The following is a 16,914-nucleotide window of genomic DNA, read 5'->3' on the forward strand; positions in this document are numbered from 1 at the left end:
CGAGCCTGAATCGTCACATCAGGTTACTTTTAGCAGAGAAATCCACTTCTCTTTACCTTTCCCTGGATTGCATATCGTTAGCTGGCGAATTATTGAACGGCTTTACCGCCTGCTGTGCCTGCTTTTCATTACATCGCTGATAATTTGCAGCGTAATCACTTTTATAAACGGACGACAACAGGAGCAAATGATGAAGACACCGATTGCCATTCTGACTGCTGCACTGCTTGCCACCGCAAGTTTCACGGCCTTTGCCGCGCAACCTTTAAGTGCTGAGCAGGCGGAAAACCTGCAAAGCAGCGGTACCGTTTCTATCAGCGGTGTTCGCGGTTCCATCGATGATGCAACACGTCAGCTTTCGCAGAAAGCGGAAGAAAGGGGCGCCAGCCATTACCGTGTCATTGGCGTACAAAACCCAGGCGACTCCAGCCTGTGGAGCGGTACCGCAGAGATTTATCGTTAATACCCCCCGTAATACCTCCCTGTAGCCACCCCTTTACCGGCCATTCACTGGCCGGTTTTTTTGTGCACCGCGACCGATTCTTACAATTCAACTTGTGCAACCAAACGGTATTTTTTGCTTCGTTCATGCAGAACGGGTAGGATTCATCGCCGTAAATTCCCGGCTCACCGCGCGACATCGTTCCGCCGTATCGGTAGCGGGTTTTACCCCATTTCGCACCGCCGCACGCAAACGATTGGTTAGGCGATGATTGATGGTCAGGACAAACAGGAAAGCTATGAATTCAACTAAAAAAACCGCAGCCGAACAACGCGCTGCGAAAAGACGCTGGCTCAATTCCCACGACAGCGGTTACCACAAAGCAATGGGTAACCGTCAGGTACAAATGATCGCCATTGGCGGTGCCATCGGTACTGGCCTGTTCCTTGGTGCAGGCGCGCGCTTGCAGATGGCTGGTCCTGCTCTGGCACTGGTTTATCTGGTGTGCGGTATCTTCTCCTTCTTTATCCTCCGTGCGTTGGGCGAACTGGTATTACACCGCCCATCAAGCGGCAGCTTTGTTTCTTATGCACGCGAATTCCTCGGGGAAAAAGCGTCATACGTGGCAGGCTGGATGTACTTCGTTAACTGGGCGATGACCGGTATCGTGGATATCACCGCGGTCGCGCTCTACATGCACTACTGGGGCGCGTTTGGTGATGTGCCGCAGTGGGTGTTTGCTCTCGGCGCACTGGCGATTGTCGGAACCATGAACATGATCGGCGTGAAGTGGTTCGCCGAAATGGAGTTCTGGTTCGCATTGGTGAAAGTGCTGGCGATCGTGGTGTTCCTGATTGTCGGTGTGGTGTTCCTCGGCAGTGGTAAACCGCTGGACGGCAATACCACCGGCTTCCATCTGATCACCGACAACGGCGGCTTCTTCCCGCACGGCTTACTACCCGCGCTGGTGCTGGTGCAAGGGGTGGTATTTGCCTTCGCCTCGATTGAGCTGGTGGGCACCGCGGCCGGGGAGTGTAAAGACCCGAAAACCATGCTGCCAAAAGCCATCAACAGCGTGATCTGGCGTATTGGTCTCTTCTACGTCGGTTCGGTGGTGCTGCTGGTACTGCTGCTGCCGTGGAACGCCTATCAGGCAGGGCAGAGTCCGTTTGTGACCTTCTTCTCCAAACTGGGCGTGCCTTACATTGGGAGCGTGATGAACATCGTGGTGCTGAGTGCTGCGTTGTCGAGCCTGAACTCAGGTTTGTACTCCACCGGTCGTATTCTGCGTTCCATGTCGATGGGCGGTTCTGCACCACAGTTCATGTCGAAGATGAGCAAACAGCAGGTGCCGTTCGCCGGTATCCTCGTTACCATCGCGGTGTATGTGGTCGGTGTGGTTCTCAACTACTATGTGCCTTCTCAGGTGTTTGAGATCGTACTGAACGTGGCCTCACTGGGCATCATCTCTTCGTGGGGCTTTATCGTGGTATGCCAGATGCGTCTGCGCAAAGCGATTAAAGAAGGTAAAGCGGAAGACGTCGGCTTCAAGCTGCCGTGGGCACCGTTCACCTCATGGTTGACGCTGCTGTTCCTGGTGAGCGTGCTGGTGTTGATGGCGTTTGATTATCCAAACGGTACCTACACTATTGCGTCCATCCCGCTGATTGCCGTGGTACTGGTGCTGGGCTGGTTCGGCGTGCGCAAACGCGTGCATGCCGAAGCCATGAAAGAGCACGACCATCATCATGACGATCAGGATGATGGGGCAGCTAAGCTGGCGGAAGATAGCTCGCGTTAATCGCAGCCATTCTCATCAACGGGGGCCTTTTGGCCCCCGTTTTCATTTCAATTGTCCTTCCCTTGATCCCACATCGGGATATACACCTTTCGGGTGATATAGCCCTGCAAAACATCAGGGTATTTTACGCCTCATCTCAAGCTGGCTAAACGAGGTGAGCGCATGACGCACTCCATTCTCCCTGAAAGCAGTTGGCACGTATGCGGTCTGGTCATCCAGGCGCGTTCCCACGCCATCCCGGCAGTAAAGCAGGCATTGCTGTTGCTTTCTGATTGCGAAATCGCCGCCGAAGACAGCGCACGCGGCACGCTGGCCGTGACCTTAGGGGCAGCAGACAGCCGCGCCTTGTTAGACAACATCGAAGCCACCCGCAATATCCCGCATGTATTGGCCGTTTCTCTGGTGTATCACCAGCAAGACGAAACGGAATATCGTCACAAGGAAGCATCATGAAAGTCAGTCGTCGAGAATTTATGAAGGCCAATGCGGCCGCAGCGGCGGCAGTGGCCGCAGGACTTACGATTCCCAGCGTCACCAAAGCCGTGACCGCATTGGGCGCCCCGATCCGCTGGGAAAAGGCGCCGTGTCGTTTTTGTGGCACCGGCTGTGGCGTGCTGGTGGGTACTCAGGAGGGACGTGTGGTGGCCTCACAGGGCGACCCGCAGGCGGAAGTGAACCGTGGGCTGAACTGTATCAAAGGCTATTTCCTGCCCAAGATCATGTACGGAAAAGACCGCCTGACGCAGCCGTTGCTGCGCATGACCGATGGCCACTACGACAAAGAAGGCGAGTTTACCCCGGTGAGCTGGGATCAGGCCTTCGACATCATGGAACAGAAGTTCAAAGCGGCGCTAAAAGCCAACGGGCCTGAATCCATCGGCATGTTCGGTTCCGGTCAATGGACGGTATGGGAAGGGTATGCCGCCTCTAAATTGATGAAAGCCGGTTTCCGCACCAATAACCTCGATCCTAATGCGCGTCACTGCATGGCCTCGGCCGTGGTGGGCTTTATGCGCACTTTCGGCATGGATAAGCCGATGGGCTGCTACGATGACATCGAAGTGGCCGATGCCTTTGTGCTGTGGGGCTCGAACATGGCCGAGATGCATCCGATTCTCTGGTCACGTCTGACCGCCCGTCGCCTGAGCGATGACAACGTTAAAGTCGCCGTGCTCTCTACCTACCGTCATCGCAGTTTTGAACTGGCCGATAACGGCATGGTGTTTACGCCGCAAAGCGATTTGGCGATTCTTAACTTCATCGCCAACTACATCATTCAGAACAACAAAGTCGATAAAGCTTTCCTGCAGAATCACGTCACGCTGCGTAAAGGCGTCACGGATATTGGTTATGGATTACGCCCGAGCGATCCGCGTCAGGCCTCGGCGAAAAACCCGGATAGCGGCGAATCCACGCCGATTAGCTTCGACGAGTACGCCAAATTCGTTACCGAATACACGGTAGAGAAAGCCAGTGAGATGAGTGGCGTAGAGCAGGATCAGCTGATTGCGCTGGCCGAACTCTATGCCGACCCGAACATCAACGTGGTCTCCTACTGGACCATGGGCTTCAATCAGCACACGCGCGGCGTGTGGGCCAATAACCTGTGCTACAACATCCATCTGCTGACCGGCAAAATCTCGCGCCCCGGCACCGGTCCCTTCTCGCTCACTGGCCAGCCTTCTGCCTGTGGCACGGCACGTGAAGTCGGCACCTTCTCGCATCGCCTGCCCGCAGACATGGTGGTGAATAACGATAAGCACCGTGCGACGGCTGAAAAACTGTGGAAGCTACCGCAGGGCACCATTCCCGCCAAAATCGGCCTGCATGCGGTCGCACAAGATCGCGCGCTGAAAGACGGCAAGCTGAATGCGTACTGGGTGATGTGTAACAACAACATGCAGGCGGGTCCGAACCTGACCCAGGAGCGCATGCCAGGCTGGCGTGATGCACGCAACTTTATCGTGGTGTCCGATCCTTATCCCACCGTCAGTGCTTTGTGTGCGGACTTAATCCTGCCGACGGCGATGTGGGTGGAGAAAGAGGGCGCTTACGGCAACGCCGAGCGTCGTACCCAGTTCTGGCATCAACAGGTGAAAGCGCCGGGCGAAGCCAAATCGGATCTGTGGCAGATGGTGAATTTCGCTAAGCGTTTCCGCGTAACCGAAGTGTGGCCGGAAGCATTGATCGCCCAACAGCCGGCGCTGCGGGATAAAACCTTGTATGACGTGCTGTACGCCAACGGCCAGGTTAATCAATTCCCGTTGAGCGAAGTGGCCGACGATCGACTGAACGACGAGGCGCGCGACTTCGGCTTCTACATCCAAAAAGGCCTGTTTGAAGAGTACGCCAGCTTTGGTCGCGGACACGGTCACGATCTGGCGCCATTCGATGCCTATCATGAAGCGCGCGGATTGCGCTGGCCGGTGGTGAATGGCAAAGAGACACGCTGGCGCTATCGCGAAGGCTTTGACAGCTATGTCAAAGCGGGCGAGGGCGTAAGGTTCTATGGCAAGCCAGATGGCAAAGCCACCATTTTTGCCCTGCCGTATGAGCCACCTGCTGAAGCGCCAGACGCCGAGTACGATCTGTGGTTCTGCACTGGCCGCGTGCTGGAACACTGGCACACCGGCACCATGACGCGTCGCGTGCCGGAGCTGCATCGCGCCGTGCCGCAGGCGCTGCTGTATATCCATCCGCTGGATGCCAAAGATCGTGGTTTCCGCCGTGGCGAGAAGGTGCGCGTGATGTCACGTCGGGGGGAAACCGTGGCGACTGTCGAAACGCGCGGACGTAATCAACCGCCAAAAGGGCTGGTGTTTATGCCGTTCTTTGATGCTGGCGTGCTGGCCAACAACGTCACGCTGGATGCCACCGATCCGCTATCGAAGCAGACCGATTACAAAAAATGCGCCGTTAAGCTGGTCAAAATTTAAGGCAGGATGCAATGAAACCCTTATTTACTCTTATCACCGTTGCCGCCCTGACGCTGGGCGGCGTGGTTTACGCGGGTCATGGCGTGGATCTCACGCAATCCCCGGAAGTCACGGCCACGCAGCAGGGCACGATCCATCAGCCAAAAGAGCAGAGCCGCAAACCGCTGAACTACGTGAATCAGCCGCCGGTGATCCCGCACAGCGTCGATGGCTATCAGGTGACGAAAAACGTCAACCGCTGCCTGCAGTGCCATGGCACACAAAGTTACCTGACCACCGGCGCACCGCGCGTGAGCCCAACACACTTTACCGATCGCGATGGCCTGGTGAGCAGCACGGTATCGCCGCGTCGCTACTTCTGCTTGCAGTGCCACGTCCCGCAGACCGATGCCAAACCGGTGGTGGAGAACACCTTTAAATCGGCCAATGGCTTTGGGCAGTGAGGTTATTAATGAAAGAAAGATTATTACGCATCTGGCGCTGGTGGCGGCGCCCCAGCCGCTTAGCACTCGGCACGCTGCTGATTTTGGGTTTTGCCGGTGGGATTATTTTCTGGGGCGGTTTTAATACCGCAATGGAGATGACCAACCGCGAGCAGTTCTGCATTGGCTGCCATGAGATGCGCAACAACGTGTATCAGGAGTACATGCAGACGGTGCATTACAACAACCGCAGCGGCGTGCGTGCTACTTGTCCGGATTGCCATGTGCCGCACGAATGGGGCCCGAAAATGCTGCGCAAATTGCAAGCCAGCAAAGAGGTGTACGCGAAGGTGTTCGGCCTGATTGATACGCCGCAAAAGTTTGAAGAGACACGTATCGAGCTGGCTCAGAACGAGTGGCGCAGGATGAAGAACAATAACTCGCAGGAGTGCCGAAACTGCCACAACTTCGAGTATATGGATTTCACCGCGCAGAAGACGGTGGCAGCAAAAATGCACAGCAAAGCGGTGGAGGATGGGCAAACCTGTATTGATTGCCACAAAGGGATTGCGCACCACCTGCCGGATATGAGCGAGCAGAAGAACGGTTTTTGACGCTCCAGTCAGCCCGGTGGTCAGGAACGAACCGGGCAACTGGGTAACAGGTTAACCGGACACACAGGTCATTGTCATTGATGCGGACTCGGTCAGCGACTCCGCATTAAATGGCAGGGTCGCCATGGAGGGAGAGCCGTCTGTGAATGCCGGGTCTCCACAACACTCTGTATCCGGTTCGCCAATGCAATTCAGATAGTTTTCCCCGCCGCTAACGCCTATTATCTCAGGCTCCCTCATTAAGCGGTGGAGCGGCCATGTCGTTAAAGATCAACATCATTAAAGATAAGTTACTGTCAGATAATTACTTTATCCTGCGTAACTTCACCTACGAACTGACACGTAGCAACGGCGAAGTCATCCGCCACAAACGCGAAGTCTATGATCGCGGCAACGGCGCAACCATCCTGCTTTATAACCGCGATAAAAACACCGTGCTGCTGATTCGTCAGTTCCGCATTGCGACTTACGTTAACGGCAATGCCAGCGGTGAATTGATTGAGACCTGCGCGGGTCTGCTGGATAACGACACGCCGGAAGATTGCATCCGCAAAGAAGCGATCGAAGAGACCGGTTATGAGGTCGGCAAGGTCGAGAAGCTGTTTGAAGCTTATATGTCGCCGGGCGGCGTGACGGAAATCGTCCATTTTTTCGCAGCAGAATACAGCGATGCGATGCGCGCCAATGCCGGTGGTGGCGTGGAAGATGAAGAAATCACCGTGCTGGAGTTGCCTTTCCCGCAAGCGCTGGCGATGGTGAAAGACGGCCGCATCCTCGATGGTAAAGCGATTATGCTGCTGCAATATGCGCAAATTGCGGGGTGGCTGAGAGCTTAAACTTTCAAAATCTCATTAAGCCACGAGTCAATAAACGGTGGCGAATTGCCTGTGGCATCAAACAGTTTTGCTCTTTTTAACAACGCGCAATCAAGTTTATGAGCAGGCAGGGGCCGCCATGAGGCAGACGAACCGCGTGAGGACGCCAGCCTCATGGCGGCCCCAGACTGCGTTATCACGATTGGTTCAACTAACATCACCGATACGCTGTTAGCTCAAATCAAGCCATCACTTCCAACGGCTCCGGCACGCACTCCGGATGCGCCTGCATACGCGCCAGTGCTTCAGCGTAAGACGGCATAGAGTTGGCCGCACCAGAACGTTCGACACACAGCGAAGCAAACGCCGAAGCAAACAATGCCGCCTGTGGCAGTTCATCACCAGAGGCTAAACGTGCTGCCAGCGCACCGTTAAACGCATCGCCCGCGCCGGTGGTATCCAGCGGTTGCGCCGGGAACAGCGGAATGCGCAGCGGCTGCTGTTCCGCATTGGACAGCAGTGCACCTGCCATCCCCAATGTGATAATCACCTGACGTGCGCCTTTACGGTGCAGCACTTCCGCCGCTTTCTGTGCGCTGGCAAAATCCGTGACCTTCACGCCGGTAATCTGCATCGCTTCGGTGCTATTGGGCGTCAATAAATCCACCTTTTCCAGCAGCGCATCACTCACTTTCTGCCACGGCGCTGGGTTTAAAATCACAAAGGTGCCCCCCGCACGCGCATTATCGATCATGCGCTGAATGGCATTCAGGTTGTTCTCCAACTGCACCAGCAAAATATCGGCCGCCGCCACGGTAGGCTGACAGCGCGACACTTCGGCCGCCGTCACGGTGGTGTTCGCGCCCGGAAACACCGAAATCATGTTTTCTGCATCATCCCCGGCCACATAGATCAATGCGTTGCCGGTGGGCTTCTCTTTGCAGGTAAACAGCGTGATCGCATCGAAACCGGTCTTCTCCAGGTGACGACGGGCAAAGGTGCCAAAATCATCGTTACCCACTTTACCGATGTAGTGCACGCGAGCCCCAGCGCGCAGCGCCGCCGTGGCCTGGTTGGCTCCTTTGCCACCCGGCCCCATCATGCTGTTGTGCGCAGTCAGTGATTCACCGGGCATTGGAAAACGGTTCATCACCGCGACGACGTCGAGGTTAAACGAGCCAAACACACACACTTTTCCTTTCATCATGCACTCCTGAACAGGCGTTCGGCGGCTAAACAGGCTCCCCGACAGCCGGTGTGATCGGTGGATTGACTAAACACGATCTTCAAATTGTCACGCGTGGCCGGTGGACGCAGATGCTGCTGAATCTGACTGCGTAATTGCGCCAGCGGGAAGTCCGCCATCGCCAGCACTCCGCCACCCAGAATCAGGTATTCGGGATCGAGGATGTTCATTTCGGTGGCAATCAGCTGCGCCAGACGATAAACAAAGGCCTGCAACTCCGGATGGTCGCCATGTTGCGTAAACAGCGCCGACATATCGGTATTCGGCACGTGAGCCTTAGCCCAGTGACTCAACCAATTGCCCGAAGTCACCGTCTCCGCACAACCCCGGTTGCCGCACGGGCAGGGCAGATCGTTACCGGCGATCGGCACATGGCCCAATTCACCCGCGCCGCCGTGCTGGCCGTGATAGAAGCGGCCATTAATCCACAAGCTGTTGCCCATGCCGGTACCGGGATACAAACCTACCGCGATATCCGGCAACTGCTCCAGCTGCATTAAATCCCACATCATCAGATGGTTAACATCTTTATCCATCGCCACCGGCACGCCAAGACGTTCGGTGAGGATCGCCGCCACCGGCTGATGATCCAGAGCCTGAATAAACGGCAGCGAAATCACCTGCTGACGATCACGACTCAGTATGCCGGGCAATCCCAGCATCACGCCGCTCACCGGTTGCTGCTCCAGTGTTTCACTGATTAACTGCCCGAGTGCCGTCAATGCGTCGGGCTGCTGCGCCCAGCTGGCCGTCGGCACCTTGCGGAAGCTGGACCAGATGCGTCCCTCTTCCATCAGCTGCAGACGTGTGCCGGTGCCGCCAATGTCGATACCCAGCCAGCGTGGAATCATGCGGATACCTTCGCCAGGCCCTGAGCTTCATCAATGCTGTCACGCATCATGTCCCAGGCCGTTGCCAGATCGTCATGGATGTTAAACAGGCCCGAGGTACCGACGATAAGCACTTCTGCACCCGCACCGACCAGCGTATTGTAAGTGCGCGTGTTGCAGGAACCATCGATCTCAATCAGATATTTGTGGCCATGCTGCTGCTTCAGGGCTTTCAGTTCCTGCACTTTGGCTACCATTTCCGGGATGAATGGCTGTCCGGCATAGCCAGGATCCACGGTCATCACGGTGATTTTGTCCAGCAGATGAATATAGTGATGGATAAACGACACCGGTGTGGCCGGGTTCAACACTACGCCGACTTTCTTGCCAAAGCTGCGAATCAGATTGATCACGCGGAACGCATCGCGGTTGATGGTTTCTGCGTGTGGGCAGATGTAGTCGGCACCCGCTTTGGCAATCACTTCAATGAAGTCGGTCGGGTGTTCCACCATCAAATGCACATCCAGCGCCACTTTGGTGTGTGGGCGAATCTGCTCAATAAAGAACGGCGACAGCGTGATGTTCTTAACGTAGTGACCGTCCATGATATCGATATGGAGGAAGTCTGCGCGGGAGTCCAGCACTTCCAGCTGGTGCTTGATCTCCATCAGATTCATACACATCAACGACGGGGAGACTTGAATACGCATTAGACTTCCTTTTTTTCGGTCAGAGGATTAAGGGCCGCAGCGAGCTTGCTCAGCTTGACGGCACGATGTTCATTAAAACGGGCTTTAAATTGTTTGAAAGCCAACACCACAATCAGCACTGCGCCCCACATCGCCAGGCTTACATGCTGGCTGATGTTCATCAGATTGAAACCGGTTGAGAGCACTTGCAGGGCAATCAGCGCCAGTACCACACCCGTGACGCGGCCGAAGCCACCGTTCGGGTCGGTGCCGCCGAGAATAATCGCCAGTACGGTCAGCAGCAGATACGCATCGCCGTAACCCATACGCGCTGAGTTAAAGCGCGCCATCATGATCAATCCGGCTAACACGCACAGCAGGCTGGAGATGACGTACACCAGCACCACCATGCGATGCGTGTTGATGCCGCTGAACCAGGTCGCGTTAATGTTGCTGCCGCCCATGTAGATACATTTACCGGCGCGGGTTTTGCCGAGGAACAGCGCCAGAAGCGCGGCCGCAATCAGAAATACCCACAGCGGCAGCGGCATACCCAACAGCGTGTTGGAACCCAGCGCTTGCACCACCGATGGCATGCCGCTGACAGCCGCACCTTTGGTCAGCCAGATACCGATGCCGTTCAGCGTCATCATGGTCGCCAGCGTCACCAGAATGGGGTGGGCACCAATTCGCGTCACCATCACGCCAGTGATCACACCGATAAAAGCGGCAATCAGCATCGCGCCGACGATAGCGATAAACAGCCACAGCAGTTGCTGACCGGTGCCGGCATCAGCGGGCAGGGCGCTCATTAGTGTCCAGGCGATAAACAGTGCGGTCAGGTTGGCGGTGGCGATAATCGCCAGGTTCAGGCCGCCGCTGAGGATGGCGATAAACATCGCCAGCGTCAGCAAGCCAAGTTCCGGCAACTGAAACGCCATACTCATAAAGGTCGAGTCGGTCATAAAGCGGCCCGGCAGCATGAAGGTGAAGACCGCCAGCGCCAGCGCAATCAACAGCATCAGGCCGATATTGGTGCCGTCCGGACGCAGAGCAGAGAGTGATTTCATGTGAATGCTCCTGTCAGACGAAACTGACGTCAGTTTCTTTACGTTTTTTGTAGTGAGTGACGGCAATCGCCACCATGATCACGCCACCTACCACAATGTTCATGAAGTAGTTGGAAACGCCAATCAGGTTGAGGCCGTTCTTCAGGATGGCGATCAGGAACACACCCATTAGTGTGCCGCTCACCGTGCCTTTACCGCCCATCAGGCTGGCCCCGCCGAGCACCGTGGCCGCCAGCACATCCAGCTCGCCGCCCACCAGCGCATTCGGCACCACTTCACCCATGCGATAGACCTGTACCAGTCCGCCAATCGCCGCCATTGCGCCGAGCCAACCGTAAGCGAAGACATGTATCAGGCCGACGCGGATCCCGATACGACGTGCTGATTCCGCATCGCCGCCCACCGCATACAGCTGGCGGCCGAGATTGGTTTTGTTGAGCAGCAGCGCGGTCAGTCCGGCAATCACCAGCATGGTGATCAGCGGCAGGCCAATCTGGAAGCTGTTGCCTTGCCAGGTGAAAGGCAGCACGCTGCGCAGCGTGATCCACCAGTCCGGCAATGCATAGAGACTTTTGCCGCCGGTCACCCACATCAACAGGCCAAACAGCAGCGACTGCATACTGATGGTGATGATGATCGACACCACGCGCAGCGAGGTAATCAACAGAGCGTTAATCACGCCAAAGGCGGTGCCACAGGCAATCGCCAGTAAGATGCTCAATGCCGCGTTATCAAACTGGAACTGTACAAACAGCGAAGCAATCAGGTATTGCACCACCGACGCCACGGCGGCGAAGGAGATATCGATCCCGCCGGTCACCAGTACCACAAACAGGCCGAGGGCAAAAATACCGGTCACCGCGTAGCTTTCGGCCAGATCCAGCAGGTTCTGTACCGAGAGGAACTGATCGCTGGCTACCGAGAAGAACAGGATGAAAGCCAGCAGTACCCACGCCAGCCAGCCTTGACTGGAGTGCGGGCGTAAACGAGAAAAATCAGGCATTGATCACCTCCGCCAGCTGTTCTTGCTCAACGGTATCGGGTTGGTATTCGGCATGAACGGTGCCATCACGGAAGTGCAGAATGCGGTCGCAGTTGTACCAAACCTCTGGCACTTCATCGGAAATCAGAATGATCGACAGACCTTCTTTCGCCAGCTCGTGGATCAACTGATAGATGCTGGCTTTAGCACCGACATCCACGCCCACGGTCGGCGAGTCCAGAATCAAAATGCGCGGCTGAGTCAGTACCCACTTTGCCAGCACGATCTTTTGCTGGTTGCCGCCGGAGAGGGTGGAGATCGCCAGATTGGGATCGGCCACGCGCACACCGAGCTGTTGAATCCATTGCAGGATCAGCTTGTTTTTGCGGTACTCGTCGATGATGTGAAAACGGTTTTGCAGCTTGTCGAGGATCGGCAGCACCATGTTGTCGGCCACCGATTGTTGCTGCACCAGACCGAGAGTTAAGCGGTCTTCAGAGACATAACCGATGCCGGCTTTGATGGCATCTTCATGGCCGCGGAAACGTACTGGCTTACTGTCGAGCCAGATTTTGCCGCTGTCAGGTTTGGTCATGCCAAACAGTGACAGCGCCAGTTCGGTACGACCCGAACCGAGCAGGCCACACAGACCCAGCACTTCGCCCTGGTACAGTTTGAAATTGACGTCGTGATATTGACCGGCACGCGTCAGATTCTCAACTTCGAGAATGGCGCGGTCGGCATTACGCGTTGGAGCTTTCAGTTGATAATCGAGTTTCAGACCGGTCATCAGCTCGGTGAGATGATGCGGCGTCATCTCTTTGGCGGGCCAGCAGCCCATTTTGCGCCCGTCGCGGATCACCGTGACGCGATCCGAAATCTCCAGCACCTCGTCCAGACGGTGGCTGACGAACACTACGCAGATGTTTTTGTCTTTCAGATAGCGCACGGTGCGCAGCAGCTGGTTCACTTCGGTGCGGGTCAGAGAAGCCGTCGGTTCGTCCATGATCACCAGACGCGCATCGGCGACCAGTGCACGGCAAATCGCGACCTGCTGACGTGCGGCAATCGACAGCGCCGAGACTTTTTCATCCAGATCGAGATCGAACTTTAGCTCTTCAATAATACGCGCTGCCGTTTCACGCAGTTTGGCTTTGCGGTGCCAGCCGAGCAGGCCGTTGAGGTTGTGCTCAAAAGCGATGTTCTCGGCTACGCTCAAATTCGGGAACAGCGACAGATCCTGATAAATCACCTGGATACCGAAATCACGCGCCTGACGGGTGGTCAGACGCGGGAAGGTCGGGCCATCACCCAGGGTGATGCGGCTGCCGCTGTCCGGGGCGTGCACCCCGGAAATCACTTTGATCAAGGTGCTCTTGCCACAGCCGTTGGTGCCAGCCAGGCAGTGCACTTCGCCCGCCAGTAAGCTCAGCGAGATATCGCTCAGTGCGCGGTTGCCACCAAAAGTTTTCGACAGGTTGTCGAGCGCGATTAACGTCTGTGGGATCACCTCTTTCATCATTACAGCCCCATTTTCACCAGTTTTGGCAGGTTTTCTTTATCCAGACTTTCGGTGTTGTTGCCGAGGATGGTGTGGGTCGCCTCGTCAACTTTCACTTTGCCCAGACCGTCGATGGTCATCCCATCGGTGATGGGTTCTTTCTTCTGCATCATGTCGGCGATACGCACGAACACTTCGCCTGCGGTTTCCGGGTTCCAGATATAGCCGCCTTTGATTGCGCCACGCTGCACCAGAGAAGCACCCTGGCCTGGGCTGAAGGCGCCAATCACGCACACCTGATCAATCTTGTTGCGGTTCATCACCGCACGACCGGCACCGATTGGGCCCTGTGAGCCGAACGCCATAATGCCTTTCAGATCCGGGTACTTGGACATCAGTTCGTTAGTGGTACGGATGGAGTCATCCAGCGATTCACCCACGCCGAACTTGTCGGTCACCATCTGCATTTTTGGATAGTGCTCTTTCTGGTAGTTCAGCGCGGCATCGGTCCACTGTTGGTGCAATGGCACAGTCAGGCTGCCAACGTACATGGCGTATTTGCCTTCTTCATGCATGCATTTCGCCAGTGCTTTCATATGGTTGATGCCATGCGTCGGGGCATCTACCAGTTCGAAGTCCCAGTTGGCGCCTTTCTGATCCGGTGATTCGTGGGTGATAACCTGAATGCCAGCTTCACGCGCACGTTTCAGCACCGGCTCCAGCACTTTCGGGTCATTCGGTACCACGCCGATGATGTCGACTTTCTGCGCAATCAAATCTTCAATCGCACGCACCTGCAGCGCAGGGTCGGCGGCGGTAGGGCCCACCATCCATGCATCAATGCCGCGTTTTGCCGCTTCACTCTTGATGCCCGCTTCCATGGCGTTAAACCACGGAATACCGCCAATTTTCACCACGATGCCCATGCGTAATTTGTCAGCAGCGTGCGCGCCGGTGGCGGCAAACAGGGCAAGCAGAGAACAGGCGATAAGATGTTTTTTCATAAAGACTCCGGATTAATTTTTTATTAGCTGCATTGAATTGTTGCGCTGCGAGCAATCAATAATATTGACGCCGTTCCAGGCTAATTCTTGTTCCAGCTCTTTGTCTTTTAATTGGTCAGTGATGAGAAAGTCCACATCGCGATAATGACAAATACGCGCGAATGAGGGTCGCAGGAATTTACTGGCGTCCAGCAGTAGATGTTTTCTTTCTGCTGCCAGTAGCATCTGTTGTTTTAAATGTGCGTTGTTTTCGTTACCTTCACGTAAATAACCGTCATTGCCTAAGCTGCTACAGGAAAAAAAGATTTTATTAATCTGAAATTCCCGTAAAGGCTGCTCAGCGACAACACCGTGAAAATCTTCATAACGGTCAGAATATTCTCCCCCCAGACAGATGGTGCGGATACTTCCCCGCGCCGCAAGGGTTTGCACAATTCTGATAGAGTTGGTTAACACCGTTAATTCAATATCTGGTAGCTGTCGCGCTAAATACCAGCAAGTGGTGCTACTGTCGAGTAATATACAATCGCCGGGGCTGATGAAATCGAGTGCACGTTTGGCTATCGCCATCTTTGCATCTACATGTTCATTCATGCGCTGGCGGAAAGATAATTCATACTCGTTAACACCCCTCGTATTCCCCTGAATGTTAGCGGCTTGTCGTTTTGCTGGTACCGCACCGCCGTGGCTGCGTTGTAATAGCCCACGTTTCTCCAGTTGAGTTAAATCACGGCGAATGGTTTCTTGCGAAACCTGACACAACGTGACTAATTCAGCGACAATAACCCGACCATTTAAATTTAGTTCGTCAATAATTCGCTGCTGTCTTTCAATCGGCAACATGACTTCCCTCCGATGGCTATAAAGTACTGGATACCGCAGCGGGAAAATGTGGACTGCGCACGAGTCCGCAGTGGTCAAAATGCCCGGCGACGTTAGAGTGATATGGATCAAATTTTTATGTAAATGAGATATCTATTTTTCATGTAATAGAGATCTTATTCACATAAACACGCGTGTTAGCGCTAAATAGAGGGATCGGTAGCAAACAATTATTACCGTATGAAAACACCTTATCATGACCGAATGTGACCGTTTGTGTGTATTTGACCGAATTGTGATGTGCGCTAAATTGTTTTTAGCCATACCCTCTTTGACGGCATGACGTCGAGCGGACGGAGGTCTTACCCAGACACACGCTTTCAGACAAACATGACGCCATAGTCCGACGAATCCGATTGAGCGGAAATCAGTCGAAACGGATGATGGAATTCTTGTTTCTCCAGCCTCAGATCGCCCTCAGGCGACGGCTTTTTCAGCAGTGAGTACCGCTTTTAGGGCCAGGTCACAGTTTCGGCCTGCTGATGACCTTTCCGTTACGCTATGATTTCTTTTCAAGGAATTTGGGGACCTTTTTTTTGATGTCTTATTGGATGAAGTCGCTGCTTTTATTGCCCTTTGTGTTTGTCGCGTGCGTTCAGGCTGAGCCACTGCAAAAGTCATTTTCTGACTGGCAGCTCACCTGTAACAACGCGGCTTTTTGCGTGGCACGCAGCTTTCCGGGAGACAACGGATTAGTGATGACCCTCTCACGCAGCGCTGGCGTTAACGATCGCCCGCTGCTGCGTATTGATTACGGCAGCGCGTACAGTGGAGAGCTGCCCGGCGGATCGTTAAAGGATAATTTGCTGCTGGATCAGCGTCGCCTGACGCCGGACCTCAAACACTGGAGCGTAGAGCCACATCATCTTGCAACCAGTAATGCCATTGCCATCGACGAATTTCTGGCGCAAACGCTGGATGCCCATACTCTGCAACTGACCTATCAGGCTAAAGCCACTATCCCACTCAGCGGCATGAAAGCGGCGCTATTGTTGATGGATGACGTTCAGGGGCGGGTAAATGGTGCCAGTGCCTGGGTGAAGCGGGGCGATCGCGCGGCATCGGACGTTCCCTCTGCGCCGCAGGTACCGCAACTGCCCGCTCCCTTACCGCAGCCAGCGCCGTTAACTCAGGAAGAAACCAGCGGTCTAATTGATTACGGTACCTGGCGGGTTAACACCGACAACTGTTCACTCGATCCGCTCAGGCGAGAAGTGAGTGTGGCGCCGCTCACCGACACCAAAGCGCTGCTTTTAATCAGTTGTGAAGCCGGTGCCTATAACGTGATTGATTTGGCCTTTGAGGTGACGCGTAGCCAGCCTTACGTGGCGCGCGGGCTGACGTTGACCTTGCCATTCACGCCACCAGGACGCAGTGACAATCAGATGGAGTTGGTGAATGCTGAATTCGATGCCAGCAGCGGTTTGCTATACACCTTCAGTAAAGGCCGCGGTCTGGGAGATTGTGGTGTCGCCACGCGTTGGCAGTACGACGGAAATGACTTTGTGCTGGCAGAGTATGCTGAAGAGAAAACCTGTGACGCATGGCATAGCAGTGATCATTGGCCCACGCTGTGGGTCAGCCAAACTCAGAATGCCGTTCAGTCGGATTAAAGGCGCGCTGGCTGCTGAGTACGCATCAATGCGCCCTCTATCCATGCAGGGCCGCCATTGATGGCGG

The 16,914-nt window shown here is 55.1% G+C and carries 16 protein-coding genes; 8 read left to right on the top strand and 8 right to left on the bottom strand.

The window, feature by feature from the left end:
- Positions 1-190 precede the first annotated feature (190 nt).
- The 7 genes from LH22_RS08015 to nudK all read left to right on the top strand — a co-directional run bounded on the left by LH22_RS08015 (position 191) and on the right by nudK (position 7,051).
- On the top strand, positions 191-463 hold the full coding sequence (locus tag LH22_RS08015; protein WP_038645508.1) for a YdgH/BhsA/McbA-like domain containing protein: 273 nt from the start codon (positions 191-193) through the stop codon (positions 461-463).
- A gap of 277 nt (positions 464-740) precedes the next feature.
- Positions 741-2,243: an L-asparagine permease gene (ansP, locus tag LH22_RS08020; protein WP_038645511.1), complete on the top strand. Its 1,503-nt coding sequence runs from the start codon at positions 741-743 to the stop codon at positions 2,241-2,243.
- A gap of 162 nt (positions 2,244-2,405) precedes the next feature.
- A complete protein-coding gene (locus tag LH22_RS08025; protein WP_038645513.1) occupies positions 2,406-2,696 on the top strand; it encodes a chaperone NapD in 291 nt (96 codons plus the stop codon).
- The gene (napA, locus tag LH22_RS08030; RefSeq protein WP_038645515.1) at positions 2,693-5,179 is read left to right on the top strand and encodes a nitrate reductase catalytic subunit NapA; all 2,487 of its coding nucleotides are present in this window, start codon (positions 2,693-2,695) and stop codon (positions 5,177-5,179) included. Before LH22_RS08025 ends, napA begins: the two co-directional genes overlap by 4 nt.
- An 11-nt stretch (positions 5,180-5,190) precedes the next feature.
- On the top strand, positions 5,191-5,622 hold the full coding sequence (gene napB / locus LH22_RS08035; protein WP_038645517.1) for a nitrate reductase cytochrome c-type subunit: 432 nt from the start codon (positions 5,191-5,193) through the stop codon (positions 5,620-5,622).
- Positions 5,623-5,630: 8 nt separating this feature from the next.
- Complete coding sequence (gene napC, locus LH22_RS08040) at positions 5,631-6,215, top strand: cytochrome c-type protein NapC (RefSeq protein ID WP_038645518.1); 585 nt, start codon at positions 5,631-5,633, stop codon at positions 6,213-6,215.
- 257 nt (positions 6,216-6,472) lie between these two features.
- Positions 6,473-7,051, top strand: a complete 579-nt coding sequence (gene nudK / locus LH22_RS08045; protein WP_038645520.1) for a GDP-mannose pyrophosphatase NudK — start codon at positions 6,473-6,475, stop codon at positions 7,049-7,051.
- A gap of 220 nt (positions 7,052-7,271) precedes the next feature.
- Here the strand turns inward: nudK and LH22_RS08050 are convergent, their stop codons facing one another.
- From LH22_RS08050 to LH22_RS08085, 8 genes are read right to left on the bottom strand one after another with little or no spacing between them, the layout of a single operon-like run.
- The gene (locus LH22_RS08050) at positions 7,272-8,234 is read right to left on the bottom strand and encodes a ribokinase (RefSeq protein ID WP_038645522.1); all 963 of its coding nucleotides are present in this window, start codon (positions 8,232-8,234) and stop codon (positions 7,272-7,274) included.
- A complete protein-coding gene (gene alsK, locus LH22_RS08055) occupies positions 8,234-9,127 on the bottom strand; it encodes an allose kinase (RefSeq protein WP_038645524.1) in 894 nt (297 codons plus the stop codon). Before alsK ends, LH22_RS08050 begins: the two co-directional genes overlap by 1 nt.
- Positions 9,124-9,816 (bottom strand): D-allulose 6-phosphate 3-epimerase, encoded by a 693-nt coding sequence (gene alsE / locus LH22_RS08060; RefSeq protein WP_038645526.1) that lies wholly within the window; start codon positions 9,814-9,816, stop codon positions 9,124-9,126. The genes alsK and alsE overlap by 4 nt, the downstream gene beginning before the upstream one ends.
- Positions 9,816-10,865, bottom strand: a complete 1,050-nt coding sequence (locus LH22_RS08065) for an ABC transporter permease (RefSeq protein ID WP_038645528.1) — start codon at positions 10,863-10,865, stop codon at positions 9,816-9,818. Before LH22_RS08065 ends, alsE begins: the two co-directional genes overlap by 1 nt.
- 13 nt (positions 10,866-10,878) lie before the next feature.
- Positions 10,879-11,868, bottom strand: coding sequence for an ABC transporter permease (locus LH22_RS08070; protein WP_038645530.1), 990 nt, complete (start codon positions 11,866-11,868; stop codon positions 10,879-10,881).
- On the bottom strand, positions 11,861-13,366 hold the full coding sequence (locus LH22_RS08075) for a sugar ABC transporter ATP-binding protein (protein ID WP_038649967.1): 1,506 nt from the start codon (positions 13,364-13,366) through the stop codon (positions 11,861-11,863). Before LH22_RS08075 ends, LH22_RS08070 begins: the two co-directional genes overlap by 8 nt.
- Positions 13,367-13,368: 2 nt before the next feature.
- Positions 13,369-14,352, bottom strand: coding sequence for a substrate-binding domain-containing protein (locus LH22_RS08080; protein ID WP_038645532.1), 984 nt, complete (start codon positions 14,350-14,352; stop codon positions 13,369-13,371).
- Between the two features lie 12 nt (positions 14,353-14,364).
- Positions 14,365-15,195, bottom strand: a complete 831-nt coding sequence (locus LH22_RS08085; protein ID WP_034825836.1) for a DeoR/GlpR family DNA-binding transcription regulator — start codon at positions 15,193-15,195, stop codon at positions 14,365-14,367.
- A gap of 578 nt (positions 15,196-15,773) precedes the next feature.
- On the opposite strand from LH22_RS08085, the gene LH22_RS08090 reads away from it, so the two are divergent.
- Positions 15,774-16,847, top strand: a complete 1,074-nt coding sequence (locus LH22_RS08090; protein ID WP_038645534.1) for a DUF1176 domain-containing protein — start codon at positions 15,774-15,776, stop codon at positions 16,845-16,847.
- The last annotated feature ends 67 nt before the right edge of the window (positions 16,848-16,914 follow it).

The organism is Pantoea rwandensis, from assembly GCF_000759475.1.
Lineage (GTDB): Bacteria > Pseudomonadota > Gammaproteobacteria > Enterobacterales > Enterobacteriaceae > Pantoea > Pantoea rwandensis_B.